The sequence below is a fragment of the Clostridia bacterium genome (genome assembly GCA_036562685.1).
Lineage (GTDB): Bacteria > Bacillota > Clostridia > Christensenellales > DUVY01 > DUVY01.
This window is the reverse complement of the sequence record DATCJR010000027.1, coordinates 1-17,322: the sequence shown is the minus strand read 5'-3', so window position 1 is coordinate 17,322 and position 17,322 is coordinate 1. Positions and strand designations below refer to the sequence as shown.

Annotated in this window: 13 protein-coding genes and 1 riboswitch; of the genes, 10 read left to right on the top strand and 3 right to left on the bottom strand. The window is 33.8% G+C overall.

Annotated features, from left to right (window positions below):
• Positions 1–89: 89 nt before the first annotated feature.
• Both dapA and VIL26_01085 read right to left on the bottom strand, forming a co-directional pair.
• Positions 90–968 carry a 4-hydroxy-tetrahydrodipicolinate synthase gene (gene dapA / locus VIL26_01090; protein HEY8389539.1) on the bottom strand — a complete coding sequence of 293 codons (879 nt, stop codon included), beginning with the start codon at positions 966–968 and terminating at the stop codon, positions 90–92.
• 26 nt (positions 969–994) lie between these two features.
• The gene (locus tag VIL26_01085; protein ID HEY8389538.1) at positions 995–2,002 is read right to left on the bottom strand and encodes an aspartate-semialdehyde dehydrogenase; all 1,008 of its coding nucleotides are present in this window, start codon (positions 2,000–2,002) and stop codon (positions 995–997) included.
• Between the two features lie 79 nt (positions 2,003–2,081).
• Positions 2,082–2,267: riboswitch (Lysine riboswitch) on the bottom strand.
• Positions 2,268–2,418: 151 nt separating this feature from the next.
• Between VIL26_01085 and VIL26_01080 the strand changes: the two genes are divergently transcribed.
• From VIL26_01080 to hflX, 5 genes are all read left to right on the top strand, one after another.
• Positions 2,419–3,522, top strand: coding sequence for a M20 family metallopeptidase (locus VIL26_01080; protein ID HEY8389537.1), 1,104 nt, complete (start codon positions 2,419–2,421; stop codon positions 3,520–3,522).
• A gap of 73 nt (positions 3,523–3,595) precedes the next feature.
• A complete protein-coding gene (locus tag VIL26_01075) occupies positions 3,596–4,771 on the top strand; it encodes a hypothetical protein (protein HEY8389536.1) in 1,176 nt (391 codons plus the stop codon).
• A gap of 49 nt (positions 4,772–4,820) precedes the next feature.
• A complete protein-coding gene (locus VIL26_01070; GenBank protein ID HEY8389535.1) occupies positions 4,821–6,497 on the top strand; it encodes a tetratricopeptide repeat protein in 1,677 nt (558 codons plus the stop codon).
• Positions 6,494–7,306 carry a hypothetical protein gene (locus VIL26_01065; GenBank protein ID HEY8389534.1) on the top strand — a complete coding sequence of 271 codons (813 nt, stop codon included), beginning with the start codon at positions 6,494–6,496 and terminating at the stop codon, positions 7,304–7,306. Before VIL26_01070 ends, VIL26_01065 begins: the two co-directional genes overlap by 4 nt.
• A gap of 245 nt (positions 7,307–7,551) precedes the next feature.
• Complete coding sequence (gene hflX, locus VIL26_01060; GenBank protein HEY8389533.1) at positions 7,552–9,087, top strand: GTPase HflX; 1,536 nt, start codon at positions 7,552–7,554, stop codon at positions 9,085–9,087.
• A gap of 35 nt (positions 9,088–9,122) precedes the next feature.
• On the opposite strand, the gene VIL26_01055 is transcribed toward hflX, so the two are convergent.
• Complete coding sequence (locus VIL26_01055; protein HEY8389532.1) at positions 9,123–10,511, bottom strand: glycine--tRNA ligase; 1,389 nt, start codon at positions 10,509–10,511, stop codon at positions 9,123–9,125.
• A 169-nt stretch (positions 10,512–10,680) separates the two neighbouring features.
• On the opposite strand from VIL26_01055, the gene VIL26_01050 reads away from it, so the two are divergent.
• From VIL26_01050 to VIL26_01030, 5 genes are all read left to right on the top strand, one after another.
• Positions 10,681–10,905 carry a chorion class high-cysteine HCB protein 13 gene (locus tag VIL26_01050; protein HEY8389531.1) on the top strand — a complete coding sequence of 75 codons (225 nt, stop codon included), beginning with the start codon at positions 10,681–10,683 and terminating at the stop codon, positions 10,903–10,905.
• Between the two features lie 262 nt (positions 10,906–11,167).
• Positions 11,168–11,755 carry a hypothetical protein gene (locus VIL26_01045; protein ID HEY8389530.1) on the top strand — a complete coding sequence of 196 codons (588 nt, stop codon included), beginning with the start codon at positions 11,168–11,170 and terminating at the stop codon, positions 11,753–11,755.
• A gap of 15 nt (positions 11,756–11,770) precedes the next feature.
• A complete protein-coding gene (locus tag VIL26_01040) occupies positions 11,771–12,550 on the top strand; it encodes a type III pantothenate kinase (protein ID HEY8389529.1) in 780 nt (259 codons plus the stop codon).
• Between the two features lie 41 nt (positions 12,551–12,591).
• Positions 12,592–13,863 carry a homoserine dehydrogenase gene (locus VIL26_01035; GenBank protein ID HEY8389528.1) on the top strand — a complete coding sequence of 424 codons (1,272 nt, stop codon included), beginning with the start codon at positions 12,592–12,594 and terminating at the stop codon, positions 13,861–13,863.
• A 243-nt stretch (positions 13,864–14,106) separates the two neighbouring features.
• Positions 14,107–17,250, top strand: coding sequence for a hypothetical protein (locus tag VIL26_01030; protein ID HEY8389527.1), 3,144 nt, complete (start codon positions 14,107–14,109; stop codon positions 17,248–17,250).
• Positions 17,251–17,322 lie beyond the last annotated feature (72 nt).

Here is a 17,322-nt window from a genome sequence, read left to right as displayed (position 1 = left end):
ATTTCTTTGTCTTGTTGCGCTGCGGCTAAAAGTGTATGTCCCATTTTTCCGCCTATGCCGCATATCAAAAGATTTATCATATTATTTCCTCAAATGTTCAAATTAGGTATCAGCTTTTTAAGTTCATTGATCAATACAGTTTTATTTTCCATTTCTGTAAGAGGCAATCTAGGTATACCGCAATCAAATCCCAATAAATTCATAGCTGCTTTTATAGGAATAGGGTTTACTTCAGAGAAAAGAGCTTTTACAAGGGGATTTAATTTAAACTGTAATTGTCTTGCAAGTTGTATATCTCCGTCAAAAAAGCTTTTGCATATTTTAGATACTAGTTCAGGAACAGCGTTGGATGCAACACTTATTACACCTATACCGCCCAAAGCAAGTATAGGCACGATTATACCGTCATCTCCGCTGTATATATCCATTTTGCCTTGAACAAGTGCTGCAGTAGTTGATATTTGATCAATATTACCGCAAGCCTCTTTTATTGCTACGATGTTGGGATGTTCAGATAGGGCAGCACAAGTCTCAGGTAATATGTTAACTCCTGTTCTGGATGGTACGTTGTACAAAATTACAGGCTTGTCGGTACTGTCTGCGATAGCCAAAAAGTGCTTTATAAGTCCATTTTGAGTACATTTGTTATAATACGGTGTAACTGCCAATAGGGCGTCAACACCTAAGTTTGCAGCCTGTTTTGCGTTATTAATACTCGAAGCAGTACTATTAGTACCGATTCCCGCAATAATGGGAATGCGTCCATTTACATGGTTGACTGCAAATTCCAAGACTTCGTTTTTTTCTTTTTCGGTCATTGTAGCTGGTTCACCAGTAGTGCCCAATACTACTAATGCGTCAGTTCCGTTTTCAAGCTGATAATCCAGAAGTCTTTCAAATGTTCTAAAATTTACGCCATCGTCGTCAAAAGGTGTTATTATGGCGGTACCTGAACCTTTAAATATCATTTTCTTATCCTCTAAAATATATTTTGTTAAACAGGCTTTATGTTATTATTGATTATATATTGTGCTATTTGAACTGCGTTTGTTGCTGCACCTTTTCTGATATTATCAGCTACTATCCAAAGGTTAACACCGCTTTTTACGCTTTCATCACGTCTTATTCTGCCTACATATACTTCATCTTTCCCGTTTGCGTCAAGTGCAGTAGGATATACTGCATTTTGTGGATCATCCATAACCACAACTCCAGGGAATTGAGTCAAAGCATTTTTGAGTTCGGACAATTCAAAGTCTTTTTCAAATTCAATATTGGCAGAAATGCTGTGACAATTCATAACAGGGACTCTAACAGTGGTTGCCGTTATTCTGATGCTTTGGTCGCCCAATATCTTTCTGGTTTCAAATATCATTTTTTCTTCTTCTTTAGTATATCCGTTATCCAAGAATACATCTATATGAGGTAGGCAATTTGAAAAAATAGGGCGAGGGAATTTAGCAGGGGGCAAACCTTTTATACCATTTTCCAAATCCTGACATCCAGCTCTGCCGGCTCCGCTTACTGCTTGATACGTCGAATAAACTATCCTTTTTATTTTGTACAAATCATGTAAAGGTTTTAGTGCTACTACACATTGAATAGTTGAGCAGTTAGGGTTAGCGATTATATTTTTGTGCCATTTTACATCATCTGCATTAACTTCGGGAACGACTAGAGGAACTTCAGGATTAGTTCTCCAGCAGCTTGAATTATCTACGACTATAGTATGATTTTGAGCAAAAATTGGAGCATATTCTTTTGAAACAGATGCTCCAGCCGAAAAAATAGCTATGTCTATATGTTTATCGATAATGTTTTCTTTTTTTAGCTCAATAACATTATAATCTTTGTCACCAAAACTCAAACTTGTTCCAGCACTTTTTTGTGAAGCGTAGAGATACAAATTATTTATAGGGAATTTTTTTTCTTGCAATACTTCAAGCATCTTTCGTCCAACAGCACCAGTTGCTCCAACGACCGCAATGTCGTACTTTTGCATAATAATCTCCTTTATAAAAAAATTGTGCTTTCAATTGAAAGCACATAAATGACATAATAATAGGCTAAACCTAAATTTTATCACCTAATGTGCTTCACTATGTATTATAGTGACAGTTATACAGGTGTTATCCTGCATACCCAACTCTAAAAGCTTAAGGGGAATACTTTTAGAATTTCGGCAAGGCTACCCTTTCACTTATAATATGTTTCCCTAACATAAATAAGAATAAGCTACTAATGTTCCTTGCTCCTCATTAGCGTTAATTTAATATAACATATTAATTTTATTATGTAAATGTTTTTTTGGTATATTTATAAATATGCACCAAAATGAAAATAATCTACCGTTATCAAAAAATGCTTAGGTATAGATTATGTTTGGACTTTTGATATGATTTGCTGTAATATATAAATATGGAAATGTTAGATTATTTAAAATATGTAAGAAGGTCCTTGCACAAAATTCCCGAACTTTTTCATCAGGAATATTTAACTCAGCAATTTATAACAAATCAGCTTGATGAATTCAAAATAAAATATAAAAAAATTAAAACAGCAGTAGTAGCAGATATTGATGGCGTTGATTCTCGAACAAGACTTGCATTTAGATCGGATATGGACGCTTTGCCTATTTTGGAGCAAAATGACATTGATTACAAGTCATTACATGAAGGCAAAATGCATGCTTGCGGACATGACGGTCATATGGCAATGCTTCTTGGACTGGCAAAGTATTTTTCATCTGAAAAACCGCCTGTTAATTTGCGTTTGATTTTTCAGCCGGCTGAAGAAAGCGAAGGCGGAGCAGAAATGCTTATAGAAAACGGCGTGCTAAAAGATGTTGATGCAATATTTGGACTTCATCTTTCGCCAGATTATCCAGTAGGTACAATAGCTACTGATGCAGGAGCAATTTTTGCAGGTGCTTGTGATTTTCATATTATATTTGAAGGAAAAAGTGGACATTGCGCTGATTACCAAAAGTATATTGACGCAATAAAAGCTGGCAATGAATTTTATAATAGAATTTATTCTCTTTATCATCAAAAATATCAGTCAAAAACAGTTTTTCACGTAGGAAAAATAACCGCAGGCAGTGCTTCCAATGTAGTGGCGAATAGAGCGCAATATGACTGCACTTTTAGATTTTTTGACGAGCAGATTCATGAAGATTTTATGATGCGCCTAGAAGACATTTTAATTGAGGTTGAAAATCTTACGGGTGCAACCCATAGAGTCATAGTCGAAAATTATTATCCGCCTTTGGTTAATCCACCCCATATTATAGAAATGCTGAAAAATAAATTTGATATCACACGAGCAGAAGTAAAATATACAGCTGAAGATTTTGCTTATTATCTAAAAAAAGTTAACGGAGCATTTGCATGGTTAGGAATTAGGGACGAGCAGCACACTTCGCCGCTTCATAGCCCCAAATTTGATTTTGATGAAAAAGCACTGTTAACGGGACTAAATTATTATATAAGAATTGCTAAAAATACATTAGTTCAACAATGACAAAAAATGTTTGAAAAAATGTTAAAATATGATACTATAATTAAGTTATAATCAAAAGAAAGGACGGATAATTATGGCTGAAAAGAAAGGCTGGCTATATAGATGGACCATGGGAAGGGATGATAACCCTGATTTTACCTTAGAAGATTTACCTGGTTCAAGATGGGCTGTTTTTAAAGATGTATTATTTAACCGATTTGGAGCATTGGTCAAGATTAACTTATTAATGCTTTTGTTTGCCTTGCCTGCATTAGTTTGGTATTTTTTAACCTTGAAAGCAAAAGCTGCTGAAGGAACATTTATTAATTATACAGCTAATTTCGGTTTTGGTTTTCCTTTGATTGTTGATGCAGCAAGAGCAGGTCAGTTATATAGTATTCAATCACAGCTATTTTACAGCCTTATTACTGTTCCACTCTTGATGATTGCTAGTATTGGGCTTGCTGGTGGTTTCCATTCTATAAAGATGCTGGTTTGGGGAGAAGGAATTGCCGTAACAAATACTTTCTTTAAAGGCATAAAATCCAATATCGTTCCATTTTTATGGAGTACGCTTTTTATAGGTTTGAGCCTCACATTAGTGCAATATAACATTTCTGCCTATGGATTGATAACAACAGGATTTTTAGGGGTTATGTCTTTAGTGGCCTCTATAGTTTTGCTTGTTATGCTTATTTTTATGACTGTGTTTATTTATACACAGGCGGCAACTTATAAGATAAAATTCTTCGGACTTATCAAAAACAGCTTTTTATTTGCTATAGGTCTGATATTCCATAATATATTCTTTGTAGGTCTTACTGCAATTCCTATTTTATTGCTTTTGTTTGGTGGAGCATCGTTATCTTTCTTGGTAATAATGTTTTACTGTATTATAGGTATATCAATGACAATATTGATTTGGACATTGTATGCGCATTATGTATTTGATAAATTCTTAAACGATAAGATTGAAGGTGCGATTAAGGACCGTGGTATTTATCGTAAGAGTAAGGAAGATAAAGAACGCAAACGTCAGCTTGAAATTGAACGCAGGAAAAAAGCTGCAAACACAAAGTTTGTTAATCCTAAGAAGAAAAAACGCAATATCAGTATAGATGAAGGTAAAAATATTACACCGTTGGCAACGACATTCTCAAGAGAAGATTTGAAGAGATTAGCTGAAGAAAAGAAAGAACTGCAGGCTGAAGCAGAAAATCTTGATGATGTAGATGATAATGACGAAACTGATAATAACAGTGAGTCTTAAGAATTAAATTCGACAACACACTAATTGCGATATTTTTTGGAGCATATTATTGAAAAGTTTAAATCAAATAAAAAAGCCTGAAGAAAAAGGCAAAGTCTTGGAATTTTTGCAAGATGCTGATTATTATTTTGATCGGGCTTTAGAATATCTCGATTCAGAAGAATTTTTGCCTGCTCTTGATGATATCAGGCAGGCAATTAAACTAGAACCTGATGAACTTGATTTCAAATTTTTGCTAGCTCAGATTTATTCTGACATGGGACTGTTTCAAAAGTCTAATTTTGAGTATTTCAAGCTTTTAGCAACTGATGAAAACTTAGGCGAATGTTATTTGAGAATTTCTCAAAATTATTTCATGCTAAAAGATGAGACTTCTGCTGTTAATTATCTCAAAAAAAGCATAGAGTTTGATTTTGATGAAGATGAGATAATAGATGTCGATGAATTAATGCAAGAACTCAATAGAGGAGATTTTAAGCTTTTATCTCAAAACAGCGAAGATGAGATGTTGCTTTCTTGTGTTAATAAGTTGATATCAATATCTGAATATGATGGCGCATTACAGCTTTTACAATATATAAAATCAAATTCAAAACATTACATTAATGCTCTCAATAGTGCTGCGTTTTGCAATTCATGTATTGACAATCCCCAACAAGAGATTGAATTATCCCAAAAGGTCTTAGAATATGAGCCTGACAATATTGGCGCATTATGCAATATTTCCGATGGATATGTTAAGATAGGCGATATTGAAAAAGCTAAAGAAGCAGCACAAAAAATAATCAATCTCAATATTAGTGATATCAATGAATATTTTAAAGTGTCAATAATACTCTTGCAATGTGACTTTCATGAACAAGCTATAAAGATGCTTAATTCTTATCTTTCTTATTATCCTTACAATGAATCTGCTCTAATGTTATTAAGCCTTGCTTATTATAATCAAGGAGAAATTGAGCTTGCTAAGGATTATATGTATAAGCTGGTAAGAATAGATAATTCTAATACAATAGCAAAATATTATAATCAGTTATTTCAGGATAATAGTCAAAAACCGACTAAACTACCTTATATACGTCAAGTTCCAGAAGAAGAAGTCCAAAGACGAATTTCGATGTTTGAAAAAATATCGACTTATACGTCAATTGAAATGCTGAAATTAATACAAGCAGATCCAGACTTTTTTGATTATTTAAAATGGCTTTTTAATTTTGGCGAAACCAAATTGAGCGAAAAAATTATTATTAAGCTTGCTCATGTTAAATTTGTTGACGCTCAAGAGTTTTTAAGAAATTGTTTGGTAGATCCATCCTTGCCGTATATAATTAAGCAAATGATTTTGAAAAAACTCGTTTCTGTACTTCCAAAGCATAAGATTGCTTTGTTGCATGAAGACCAAATTAAATTCATATCGCCCAAAGTAACCAAGCAAATATTTGAATTTCCTAGAGTGTATTTTGAGGCTTATTTGGATGTTTTTTGCTCGCTTGCGTTTGTAGATAATGATTATGAAAGAGCTTTTAATCGTACGGTTAAAAAAATATTAAATCTGATTGTAGAAACCAAAGCAAGTTTTCATTCAAGACGTAATATTGGTGCACTTTTTGCTTATAGCTTTAAAAGACCTGAAATGTTTCAAGATTTAGATACAGTAATCAAAATCTTTGGTGCAGATAAAAAAAGTTTGAAAATATATTTAAATAAATTAGGGATAGATGTATGATAGACTTTCACAAATTGTATCATGAATTCATTAATGAATGGATAGAAAAAAATTCATCCAATTATGTTACTGAGGATGAAATAGAAGACGCTGTTTCAATACTTTACGAAGAATGGTGCAATCATCCATATAAAGAATTAGACGGGTTAACGCCTAAGGAATATTTTTCTAAAATAGAAGATCCCAAAACCCTTGTAGATATGTTTGTTGGATATTCGGCTGGAGGAGATGATATTCCGACACTATTACTTGACCGAATTTGCGAAGTAAGAGGTACAATTCCTTTTCTTATGGATATTCTAAAAAGAGAAAAGAGTGATGAGCTTACCATGTATGCAGTCAATCTTCTCAATGAAATGCAGTGTGTAGAGCCATTTGATATTTATTTAAATTGGATTTTTGATTCTAAGCAAGATAAAGACTTAAGAGATCTAGCAAGCGAAGTTTTGGCTGAAAGCGCAGAAGCTGTAAAAGACAAAGTATTAGCTAAATTAGATGGTGCAGATTTTTCATCCAAAGAATATGCCAGCGATATTTTGGTTCATTGCAGTCATGATGAACGCATATTTACTCTTTTAAAAGAAATGTTCTTATCAAAAACTAACATCCAATTATATGCCAATTATCTAGGTCAATATGGTGATGAAAGAGCGATAGAGATTTTAACTGAAGAAGCTAAAACATGTAATTATATTTGCTTTATTGAAATTAGAAATGCAATTGAAGAACTTGGCGGAGAACTTAATATTGAAAGAGACTTTTCTCAAGATAAGGATTTTCAAAAGATAAAAAACATAAAACTATCTTAATCTTAATAAAAATGACAGCAATAAGACGTCTTTTTTTATTAGTATATGATTTTATATTATAGAGTTGACTTTAATGTTAAACTCATAATATAATATCAATATTATGAGAACTCTTCTTTTTTTCTAAATTTTAATTAATCTTTTCTTATTTTAAATTATTTTTTTCAATTTATCCACTTTATAATAAAAGAGGTAATTTTATGGTGCACGGAAATACACAAGGTATTAAACGGCATATTTTAGATATGCTTGAATCTATATATGATATAAATTCAGAAAATTTTTTGGACACTCAAATTCTTGATATTATGGCTAAAGTAACGGCTGAATATAACAGAGAAGTTTTGGTTGCTATATCTCGAAATGGCAAAGTTTTAAGTGTTGCAATTGGTTCATCAGATAGCGGGACAATCAATGTTAGACAAGAGAAAAAAGGTCTTTGCGGAATAAGACTTATTCATACTCATCCTAACGGCGATGCCAATTTGTCTGATGTAGATATTTCAGCGTTACAAAAATATCGCTATGATTGTATTGCCGCAGCAGGCATTGACAAAAACGGCGGTATTAAAGGTTTTTGTGTAGGATATCTGACTTTAAACGGTGTCGAGATATTGCAAACTCAGGATATTAACGATCCTCAATATTTTGATTATATTTTGCAATATGATAAAGAGCAAAAGACGGCTAAAGCAAATGATTTTATAGTTAACCAAAAGCAAAAAGAAAAAGTAATTTTGGCTTGCGCCACCTTGTCAGATAAGGAAGCAGACCTTAGCTTGAAAGAACTTGAAGCCTTAAGTCAAACAGCAGGTGCTGAAGTAGTTGGTGTAGTCAAACAAAACAAGGATAAACCTGATCCTAAGTTTATGTTAGGAAGAGGCAAATTGGAAGAACTCAAAACGCTTGTACAAAGTACAAATGCCGATACGCTTATAATGGATAATGAGCTATCTGCTATTCAAGTAAAAAACTTGGAAAGTGAATTAAATATAAAAGTCATTGACCGTTCCAATCTGATTCTAGACATTTTTGCTTCAAGGGCAAGCAGTCTAGAAGGCAAGCTGCAAGTAGAGTTAGCGCAATTAAAGTACAGTCTTCCAAAACTGCTTGGAGCTGGAGGTCAAATGGACAGATTACGTCAAGGCATAGGTATGAGAGGTCCGGGAGAAAAGAAGCTTGAAACAGACAGACGCAGAATCAAAGCCCAGATTATAGATTTGGAAAAAAAGATAGAAAAGCTAGAAAAAGAAAGAGATTTGAGAAGAAGTAAAAGAGCAAAATCATATTTGCCATCAGTTGCGCTGGTAGGATATACCAATGCAGGTAAAAGTACGATTATGAATTTGCTGTCTGGTGCTGATGTTTTGGCAGAAGACAAGCTGTTTGCAACACTTGATCCAGTTACCAGAAAGGTTTACAGTCAAAATAATGGCTATTATGTTATTACTGATACTGTAGGCTTTATAAGAAAATTGCCGCACGAGTTTATTGACGCTTTCAAATCCACATTGGAAGAAGCTGTGCAAGCTGATTTGATATTGCATGTAATGGATTTTTCTAGTCCTAATCTGATTTTGCAATATGAAGTAGTTATTGATGTGCTTCAAAAAATAGGCGCAGGAAACAAGAAAATAATCAACGTTTATAACAAAATTGATATCGCTCAAAAAGACAGACTTGATATCCCTGTTATTGATAACACAGTATATATTTCAGCAAAGACAGGAGAGGGCGTTGACAAATTAAAAGAAATGATAGCAAAAGAAATATTCAAATAATTTAAAAGGCCGTCCATTATGGACGGCCTTGTTTTTTAATATTCTATACCTTTTGAAATATAAGCCTCGACTTCTGATATATGCAATCTAACTTGCTGCATTGTATCACGATCACGAATTGTAACTGTATCGTTTTCCAATGATTCAAAGTCTACTGTTAGGCAATAAGGAGTTCCAATTTCGTCTTGACGGCGATAGCGTTTTCCTATGCTACCAGTTTCGTCATAAGTTGTCATAAACTTTTTGGACAGTGATTTATAAACTTCTTCTGCCTTTTCAGACAATTTCTTTTGAAGCGGCAATACTGCAACCTTATAAGGAGCAAGAGCCGGATGAAGTTTCAGAACAACTCTGGTTTCACCGTCATCTAATTTTTCTTCATTATATGCATCGCATAAGAACGCAAGCAAAGCACGTTCTACGCCAAGGGAAGGTTCAATGCAATAAGGTATATATTTTTCATTGGTTACAGGATCAAGATATTCCATACTTTCTTTAGATTTATCCTGATGGCATTTCAAATCAAAATCTGTTCTGTCTGCAATACCCCAAAGTTCGCCCCAGCCAAACGGGAATTTGTATTCGAAGTCAGTTGTAGCCTTGGAATAATGAGATAGTTCTTCTTTCTTATGGTCACGCAACTTTAAGTTTTCGGGTTTTATATTAAGACCAAGCAACCAATTATGGCAGAAGTTCTTCCAATAATCAAACCATTCAAGGTCAGTACCAGGCTTACAGAAGAACTCAAGTTCCATTTGTTCGAATTCTCTTGTTCTGAAGACAAAGTTACCAGGGGTTATTTCGTTTCTAAATGATTTTCCTATTTGACCGATACCAAAAGGAACTTTATATCTTGTTGATCTTAAAACGTTTTTGAAGTTAACAAAAATACCTTGTGCTGTTTCAGGACGAAGATAAATAATATTAGCAGTGTCTTCGGTAACTCCCTGAAAAGTCTTGAACATCATATTAAATTTTCTAACATTTGTAAAATTGCTGTTACCGCAATTGGGGCAGGGAATTTTGTTTTGAGTTACAATTTCACTTAATTGCTCATTGCTTAGCCCTGCAACAGAAATATCTTTGTTGTGTTTTGCTGCCCAGTTTTCTATTAATTGGTCAGCACGATGACGTGTTTTGCAATTTTTGCAGTCCATTAGCGGATCGGTAAAGTTACTCAAATGGCCGCTTGCTTCCCAAGTAGTGGGATTCATCAAAATAGCGCAGTCAAGACCGGTATTGTAAGGCGATTCCTGCACAAACTTCTTCCACCATGCTCGCTTGACATTGTTTTTGAGTTCAACGCCCAAAGGACCATAGTCCCAGGTATTAGCCAAGCCGCCATAAATTTCACTGCCGGCAAAAATAAAACCTCTATTTTTACATAGGGCGATAAGTTTGTCCATCGTCAAAGCGTTATCCATTTTCTTATCTCCAAAATTTAATATTGTGTTTTTATTAGTCTATTGTCATTAGATTTTTATGTCAAGTGTTTTTTATATTTCGTGTATGAACACAAAATATTTATCAACATATAATGGAATTAGAAATGGACATTAAGGGACATTTCAAATCTTACAGGAGGATAAAAGAATGAGTTTTGGCGATTTTGGCGGTGGCTGCGGCTGTGGAGGCTTTGGTGGCTTCAACGGTTTTTGTGGCTGCAATGAGATCTTCTTTATCATATTGCTGTTATGTATATGCGGCGGCAAAGGTGATAGAGACAGACACGGATGTGGATGCCAGATAGACATCTGCGAATTAATCTTCATAATTATAATTTTGCAATGTTTATGTGGCTGTGACAAAAAGTGCTAAGTAACTCCTTAGATTAGGGCAATATCTTACATACTAAAGATGACTGCCCACAAAAAAGCAGAGGATAACCTCTGCTTTTTTTGTTGTATTAAAACGCATACTATTACAAGAAGTTGTTTTATTAGTGATTTTGAGTTGTATATAAATCATGCATTTGATATAATTATACAAAACAACGGATACACCTAAAAAGGGTATCACGAAAAAAAATCACTAATTTTTAAGTAGGGCATCTTGAAAAAGAGCCTAAACGGAGGAAATAATGAAAAGAAAATCTACTTCGGCAACGATCGCTCTTTATGCTGTTTTTACAGCTTTGTGTGCAGCTTTTTTATTTTTGCCTTATGTCTTTTTGATTCCACTTATTTTAATGGTTATTTTTATGGACTTTAGGGCATCTGTATATATAAGCTTTGCGTTTGCTATTATATCAATTAGCTATGCATTTATTAAGACTGGTTTTGTTGGTCTAGAGCTTTTTGTTGCTCTAGCGTTTAGAGAATATCCATTAATTGCGATAATTCCCAGATTGTTTATAGGACCTACAGCATACGGCGTTAAAACCTTAATGAAAAAACTAACAGCCAACAGCAAAAACTTCTTTTTGAGAGAGATTTTGCCTTACAGTCTGACAGCTGCTACAGCTACATTGACTAATACTGTATTGGTAGTAGGTTCTTTTGCATTGTTTGCATTTAATTTTGAAGTATCAGGCATAACAATGCCGATAGCTATAGTTGAAATGCTGATTGCGGGTTCAATAGAATTAGCAATAGCAATTATTGTTACACCTGGAATAGTTTTTGCGTTAAAGAAAGCAGACAGAAATCACTTTTTATATCAAAAATAAACATAAGGAAAAGCAATGATTTTAGTAATAGACATAGGAAATACAAATATCAAGATTGGCTTATTTAAAAACGATTTTTTAGTTGCAAGCGGCAGAATTGCTACACATTATCGCCGTACATCTGATGAATACGGACTTTTGATCACTAATTTGATCACTGTTCATAATTTTTCTGTTAATGATATAAAAGGAATAATTATTTCTAGTGTTATTCCTGACCTTAATTATACATTTGAGCACATGTGCAGTTTCTATTTTGGAATTGAGCCTTTGGTTTTGGGAGCTGGAGTAAAGACCGGACTTAATATCAAGTATGATAATCCAAAAGAAGTGGGAAGTGACCGTATAGCGGTTTCGGTAGCTGCTATGAAAGAATATGGCAGTCCACTTATAGTTGCCGACTTCGGAACTGCTACAACAATCAATGTGGTAGGCAGAAATAATGATTTTTTGGGCGGATTGATTTGTCCTGGAATAAAATCTTCTGTCAATTCTTTGGCCGAATCAGCGGCTAAACTTCCCAAAATCGAACTTGTTACTCCAAAAAGTGTTATTGGGAAAAACACAATTACTAATATGCAATCCGGTATCTTTTATGCGTTTACTGGTATGATTGAACATATTGTGAAAAAGATAAGAGAAGAAGATGGACTAAATGATGCGAAAGTGATCGCAACGGGCGGCCTAAGCGAGTATGTTAATCAAGGCACATCAATAATTGATCATATAGACAGAAGACTGTCTTTAAAGGGTTTGTATTATATTTATAAGCTTAATAATCCTGATATAAATTAATGAAAAAAATTTGCACATAAGATTGACATAGGAGAGCATTGATGAAGAAAATAGGTGTAGCAATATTGGGACTTGGAACAGTAGGCGGGGGCACTTACAGAATTTTAAATGAAAACCATGACAGCATCGCCTGCAAAGAGAATTTGGATATTCAAGTTATAAAAGTTTTGGAAAAGACAGTTGAGAACGCATTAAAAAAGGGTGTACCGGCAGATAAGGTCGCATCTAATATTGATGAAATTGCTTCTAATCCTGATATAGATGTTGTTGTAGAGACCATTGGTGGTATTGAGCCTGCCAAGACATTTATATCTAAATGCTTGTCATCAGGCAAAAATGTAGTTACAGCCAATAAAGAACTTATTTCAAAACATTGGACAGAGCTTGAAGAAATCGCAAAGAAACATAATTGCGGCCTTTATTTTGAAGCGAGCTGCTTAGGCGGCGTACCTATTATACGTTCTTTAGTGGAAGGTATGCAGGCTAACAATATTACAGAGCTTGCTGGTATTTTTAACGGAACCACCAATTATATATTGACTAAGATGTCCGAAGAAAATATGAGCTATTCGGATGCTTTGGCTGAAGCTCAAAGTCTAGGCTATGCTGAAGCAGATCCTACAAGTGATGTTGAAGGCTATGATACAATGTACAAGCTCAGCATTTTATCTACACTTGCTTTTAGAAAAAGAATACCTCTTGAAAAAATATATAGAGAAGGAATAACCCATATTACCAAGAGCGATATCGAAAGCGGAAAGGAATTAGGGTATACAATAAAGCTTCTAGCTATAGGCAGAATGTATAATCACTCTATGGAAGTAAGAGTTCATCCGGCTTTTGTTCCTAATGAGCATCCTCTTGCATCTGTAAGAGGTTCTTTTAATGCGATACATCTTGTGGGCAATTATGTAGGCGAAATTATGCTTTATGGAAAGGGAGCAGGAGATTTGCCCACGGGCAGTGCAATAGTAAGTGATATTATATATTGCGCGCACATGATTGAACCGAGATATGTTAATTTTGAATGCTCATCTGATGATACTAATATAATAACTGATTTTAAGAGCAAGTATTATATGCTTATAAATTGCGTAGACAAGGCGGGAGTATTATCGCAAACAACTGCAGTTTTAGGAAAACATAATGTTAGTATAGAAAGCGTTATTCAAAAAGGAAAGCACAAAGAATTTGCTAGAGTTGTTTTCTTAACTCATGAAACCTCAGAATTATCTATGATGGCTGCTATCGAAGAACTGAAAAAGTTACAAGTTGTAGACAGCGTAGAAAGCGTTATAAGAGTTTTAAGTTAAAATTTTATAATTTTGTCTTAAGACCTTGTTTACATAATTTACCAATTGAAGTAAAATAATAAAAAGGCAATAAAAAATAGGATAATAATGTCACAAAATTTTAATGTGGCAATACATTAATAAACATTGTCAAATCATAGGACAAGATTAGAATTTTAGTTTGACAAATAATAGTAATTAATGTATATTTTATCTGTTAACTTAAAAATATTGCTTTGGCTTAATAAGGAGAGTATTTACAAGATGAAGAAATTACGCCGACTTATTATATCAGTACTGGTTTTAATAATGAGTTTGACGCTTTTATCGGGGAATGTGATTACGGTTTTTGCGGATGAAACTTATTTGCTTCAACCAGTCACGATTGGGTCATTACCGTCTGAGGGCAATGTGGGCGAAGAAATTGATTTGTCCAATGCCGGCTCTTCAGTGACATTGTTAGTAAAAGACCCCATTGGTAAGGATGTAACATTAACTAACAAAAAATTCATCCCTCAAAAAGCAGGGTATTATACTGTAAGCGTTTATGGCGCTAATGGTGTTTTTTATGAAAGTTTTAAAATCAATGTAACTGTTGATGATGCTGTTATCAGCATTCCTTATAATGGTGCTGATATTGCTACATATATAAGCACAGGAACAGCTATTACTATTCCTGAAGCATCTATGGTAGTTTATGATAAAGAAAATACTTCTGAAGTTGATGAAGAAGCGACAGAAGAAGCTAATAGAAATTACACTATAACATATTCTGTTACCGCACCTAATGGAACAGTTACAACATTGACTCCCAATAATGGTATCGCAACATTTGATGCTGATAAAACTACAACATCTGGTAGCTATCTTGTAAGATATAAGGCAACAAATGGTTCAGTTGTAAAAACTCGTGATTTTACAGTCAATGTTCAAGAAGATTTTGAAGATGAAGAAAAACCTGTATTATCAGTTTTGAGCGTTCCTAATTCAGCTGCTCAAAAAGTTAAGCTTACTTTACCCAAAGCTACTGCTACTGATAATAAAGATGAAAATGTAAAAGTTACAATTACTGTATTTGACAATGAAGGCAAGAAAGTAAAAGTTGTAAATGACGATGATGAAAAGAACTTAGTTCTTGGAACAGAAGACGTAGTATTTGACAATGATAAGTCAATGTCTTTCTATCCTTGGACAGCAGGTCCTTACAAGGTTGAATATACAGCTACTGATGATAGCCAAAATAGCGTAACATCAACCTATATAATAAATGTTTCAGATACTAAGGCTCCTGTTATCGAATTAGACGAAGATGCAATACCTAGCGTATGGGGTATAACTGTTGAAAACGCTTCAGGTGCATTGTCAGATGATAGACTTATAATACCTAAACCCGAAGTTTGGGATAATGTAACAGCAAAAGAAGATATTGAACTTTATTTCTCAATTAAGAATTCTTCTAGTGAGACTTTATATGACTCAAAAGATGCTTCAAAATATTTTGAAGGTTTTGTAAAAGAAGAGAACGGAAATTATTTAATTGACTTTTCTGTACTTGGTACAAAGGGCAAAACACAAACTGGTACATTTACTCTTACTTTTACAGCTAGAGATAAAGATTCAAACGGCAAATTAAAAAATACTTCTTATAAGCCTGTAACTGTTGAAATAAAAGATTCTTATGTAGATGATGATTATCCTTCTGTTCAAACCAAAAATGTACCTCAATACGTTATGGTTGGTGACAAGTTCTATAAGCCTGAAATAACTTCTTATGATGAAACATCAAAAGTTAATCTTGATGTAAAATATGAGTTAATATCAGGAACTGAAACTGTAGAATTTGATTTTGATGAAAAGGATTATTATGTACCTGCAAAGGCAGGAAAAATTCAAATAACTATCAATGCAGCTGACAGTGTTGGAAATGCAATTACAACACAAACATATACAGTTGATGTTTATTCCGATAAAATATTGACAAGCGCTCCTACATTTAAGGCTGATTCCAACTGGACTAGCACTGATGCAGCAACTTCATTGTTTGTTGCTGATGGTTCAGACTATAAGCAAAGAGAAATTTATCATGATGTAGCTTCTTCTAAGGTTGTTACAGTATCTAATATAGTTATTCAATCTGCTGGCTCTGAATATGACTTTATCGGATATGAAGTTATTGTAAGAGAACCTGCAACAAAAGATGTTAGCAGTGTAACTTATCAAGGTGTAGGACAAAGATTGAACACAACTGTATTGAGCAGTATCGCTTATAACGAAACAGCATCAAAGTATGAATTGACTTTGGAAAAGATTTCTTTCGAAGTAAGAAAAGCTGGTGTACACTCTTTGACAATTAGAGCATATAACATGAGCGGTGCTTCTACATTTGCAACAGTTAACTTTGAAGTAAAAAGCAATTCTGATGTAATGTTTATGAGCAGTAACGGATCAGGAAAAGTAGCTCAAGTGTCTTATAACACTACACTTCCTACTGAACTTGAAATTGGCGAAGAATATGCATTACCTTTGAAGAATTACAATGGCAATAATGACTTTGTAAAGAGAGAAATAACTGGCCCTGCTTATGAAATTATGGGTAATATCTTTACTCCTAAGGCAGTAGGCGAATATTCAATAACTCTTACAGATACAAAAGGTAGATCAATTACTCAAACATTGACTTGTGTTGATACAACAAAGCCTGAGTTTAAGGTTTTGGGCGAAATACCTTCTTATTCTGTAAAATATACAGCAGAAAATGATGCATTCATAGAAATTCCTGAGGTTTCTATTATCGATAAAGGAACATTGAAGGAATATAAAGTTAAAGTTACTGACAAGAATGGTCAAGTTGTTAAGGTTATAACTAAAAATGGTAAAGAAGGATTCAGACCTGAAATCGATGGAACATATAAGATTACTTATACAATAAGTGATTCTTCTAATACCGAATCTTATACTTTGACTGTAAAAGTCGGAGATTTGATTAAGCCTGCAATTTTGGATGTATCTAAAATTGCTCCTACTAGTTCAAAATTCGAACAGGGCTATAAATTATATGCAAAAGAACTTACTTCTGATAATGTATCTGACAACGTTACAAAAGCAAGTGATTTGAAGATTTCAAGAGTTCTTTATGGTCCTAATGGTGATGTAATTAATGTTTCTACTGACGATAACAATAAAGAATATTATAAGCTTAGTGATGCAGGAACATATACATTAACCTATACAGTTACTGACGAAGCAGGCAATGTTTACACCAAGGAGTTTAAATTAACCGTAACAGGTGAAGGCAAATCTCCTATCAACTATCAAGTATTGTCAACTATCTTGATTATTACTGCAATTGTTTTGATCGTTGGTGTTGGTGTTTACTTCTTTAGATTTAGAAAGATTAAAGAAAAGTAAGATATCAATTAAAAAAATATTTCAAAAGGGCTAAGTTAAAAGCCCTTTTGTTTTTTTGTGACCAAAATTTAT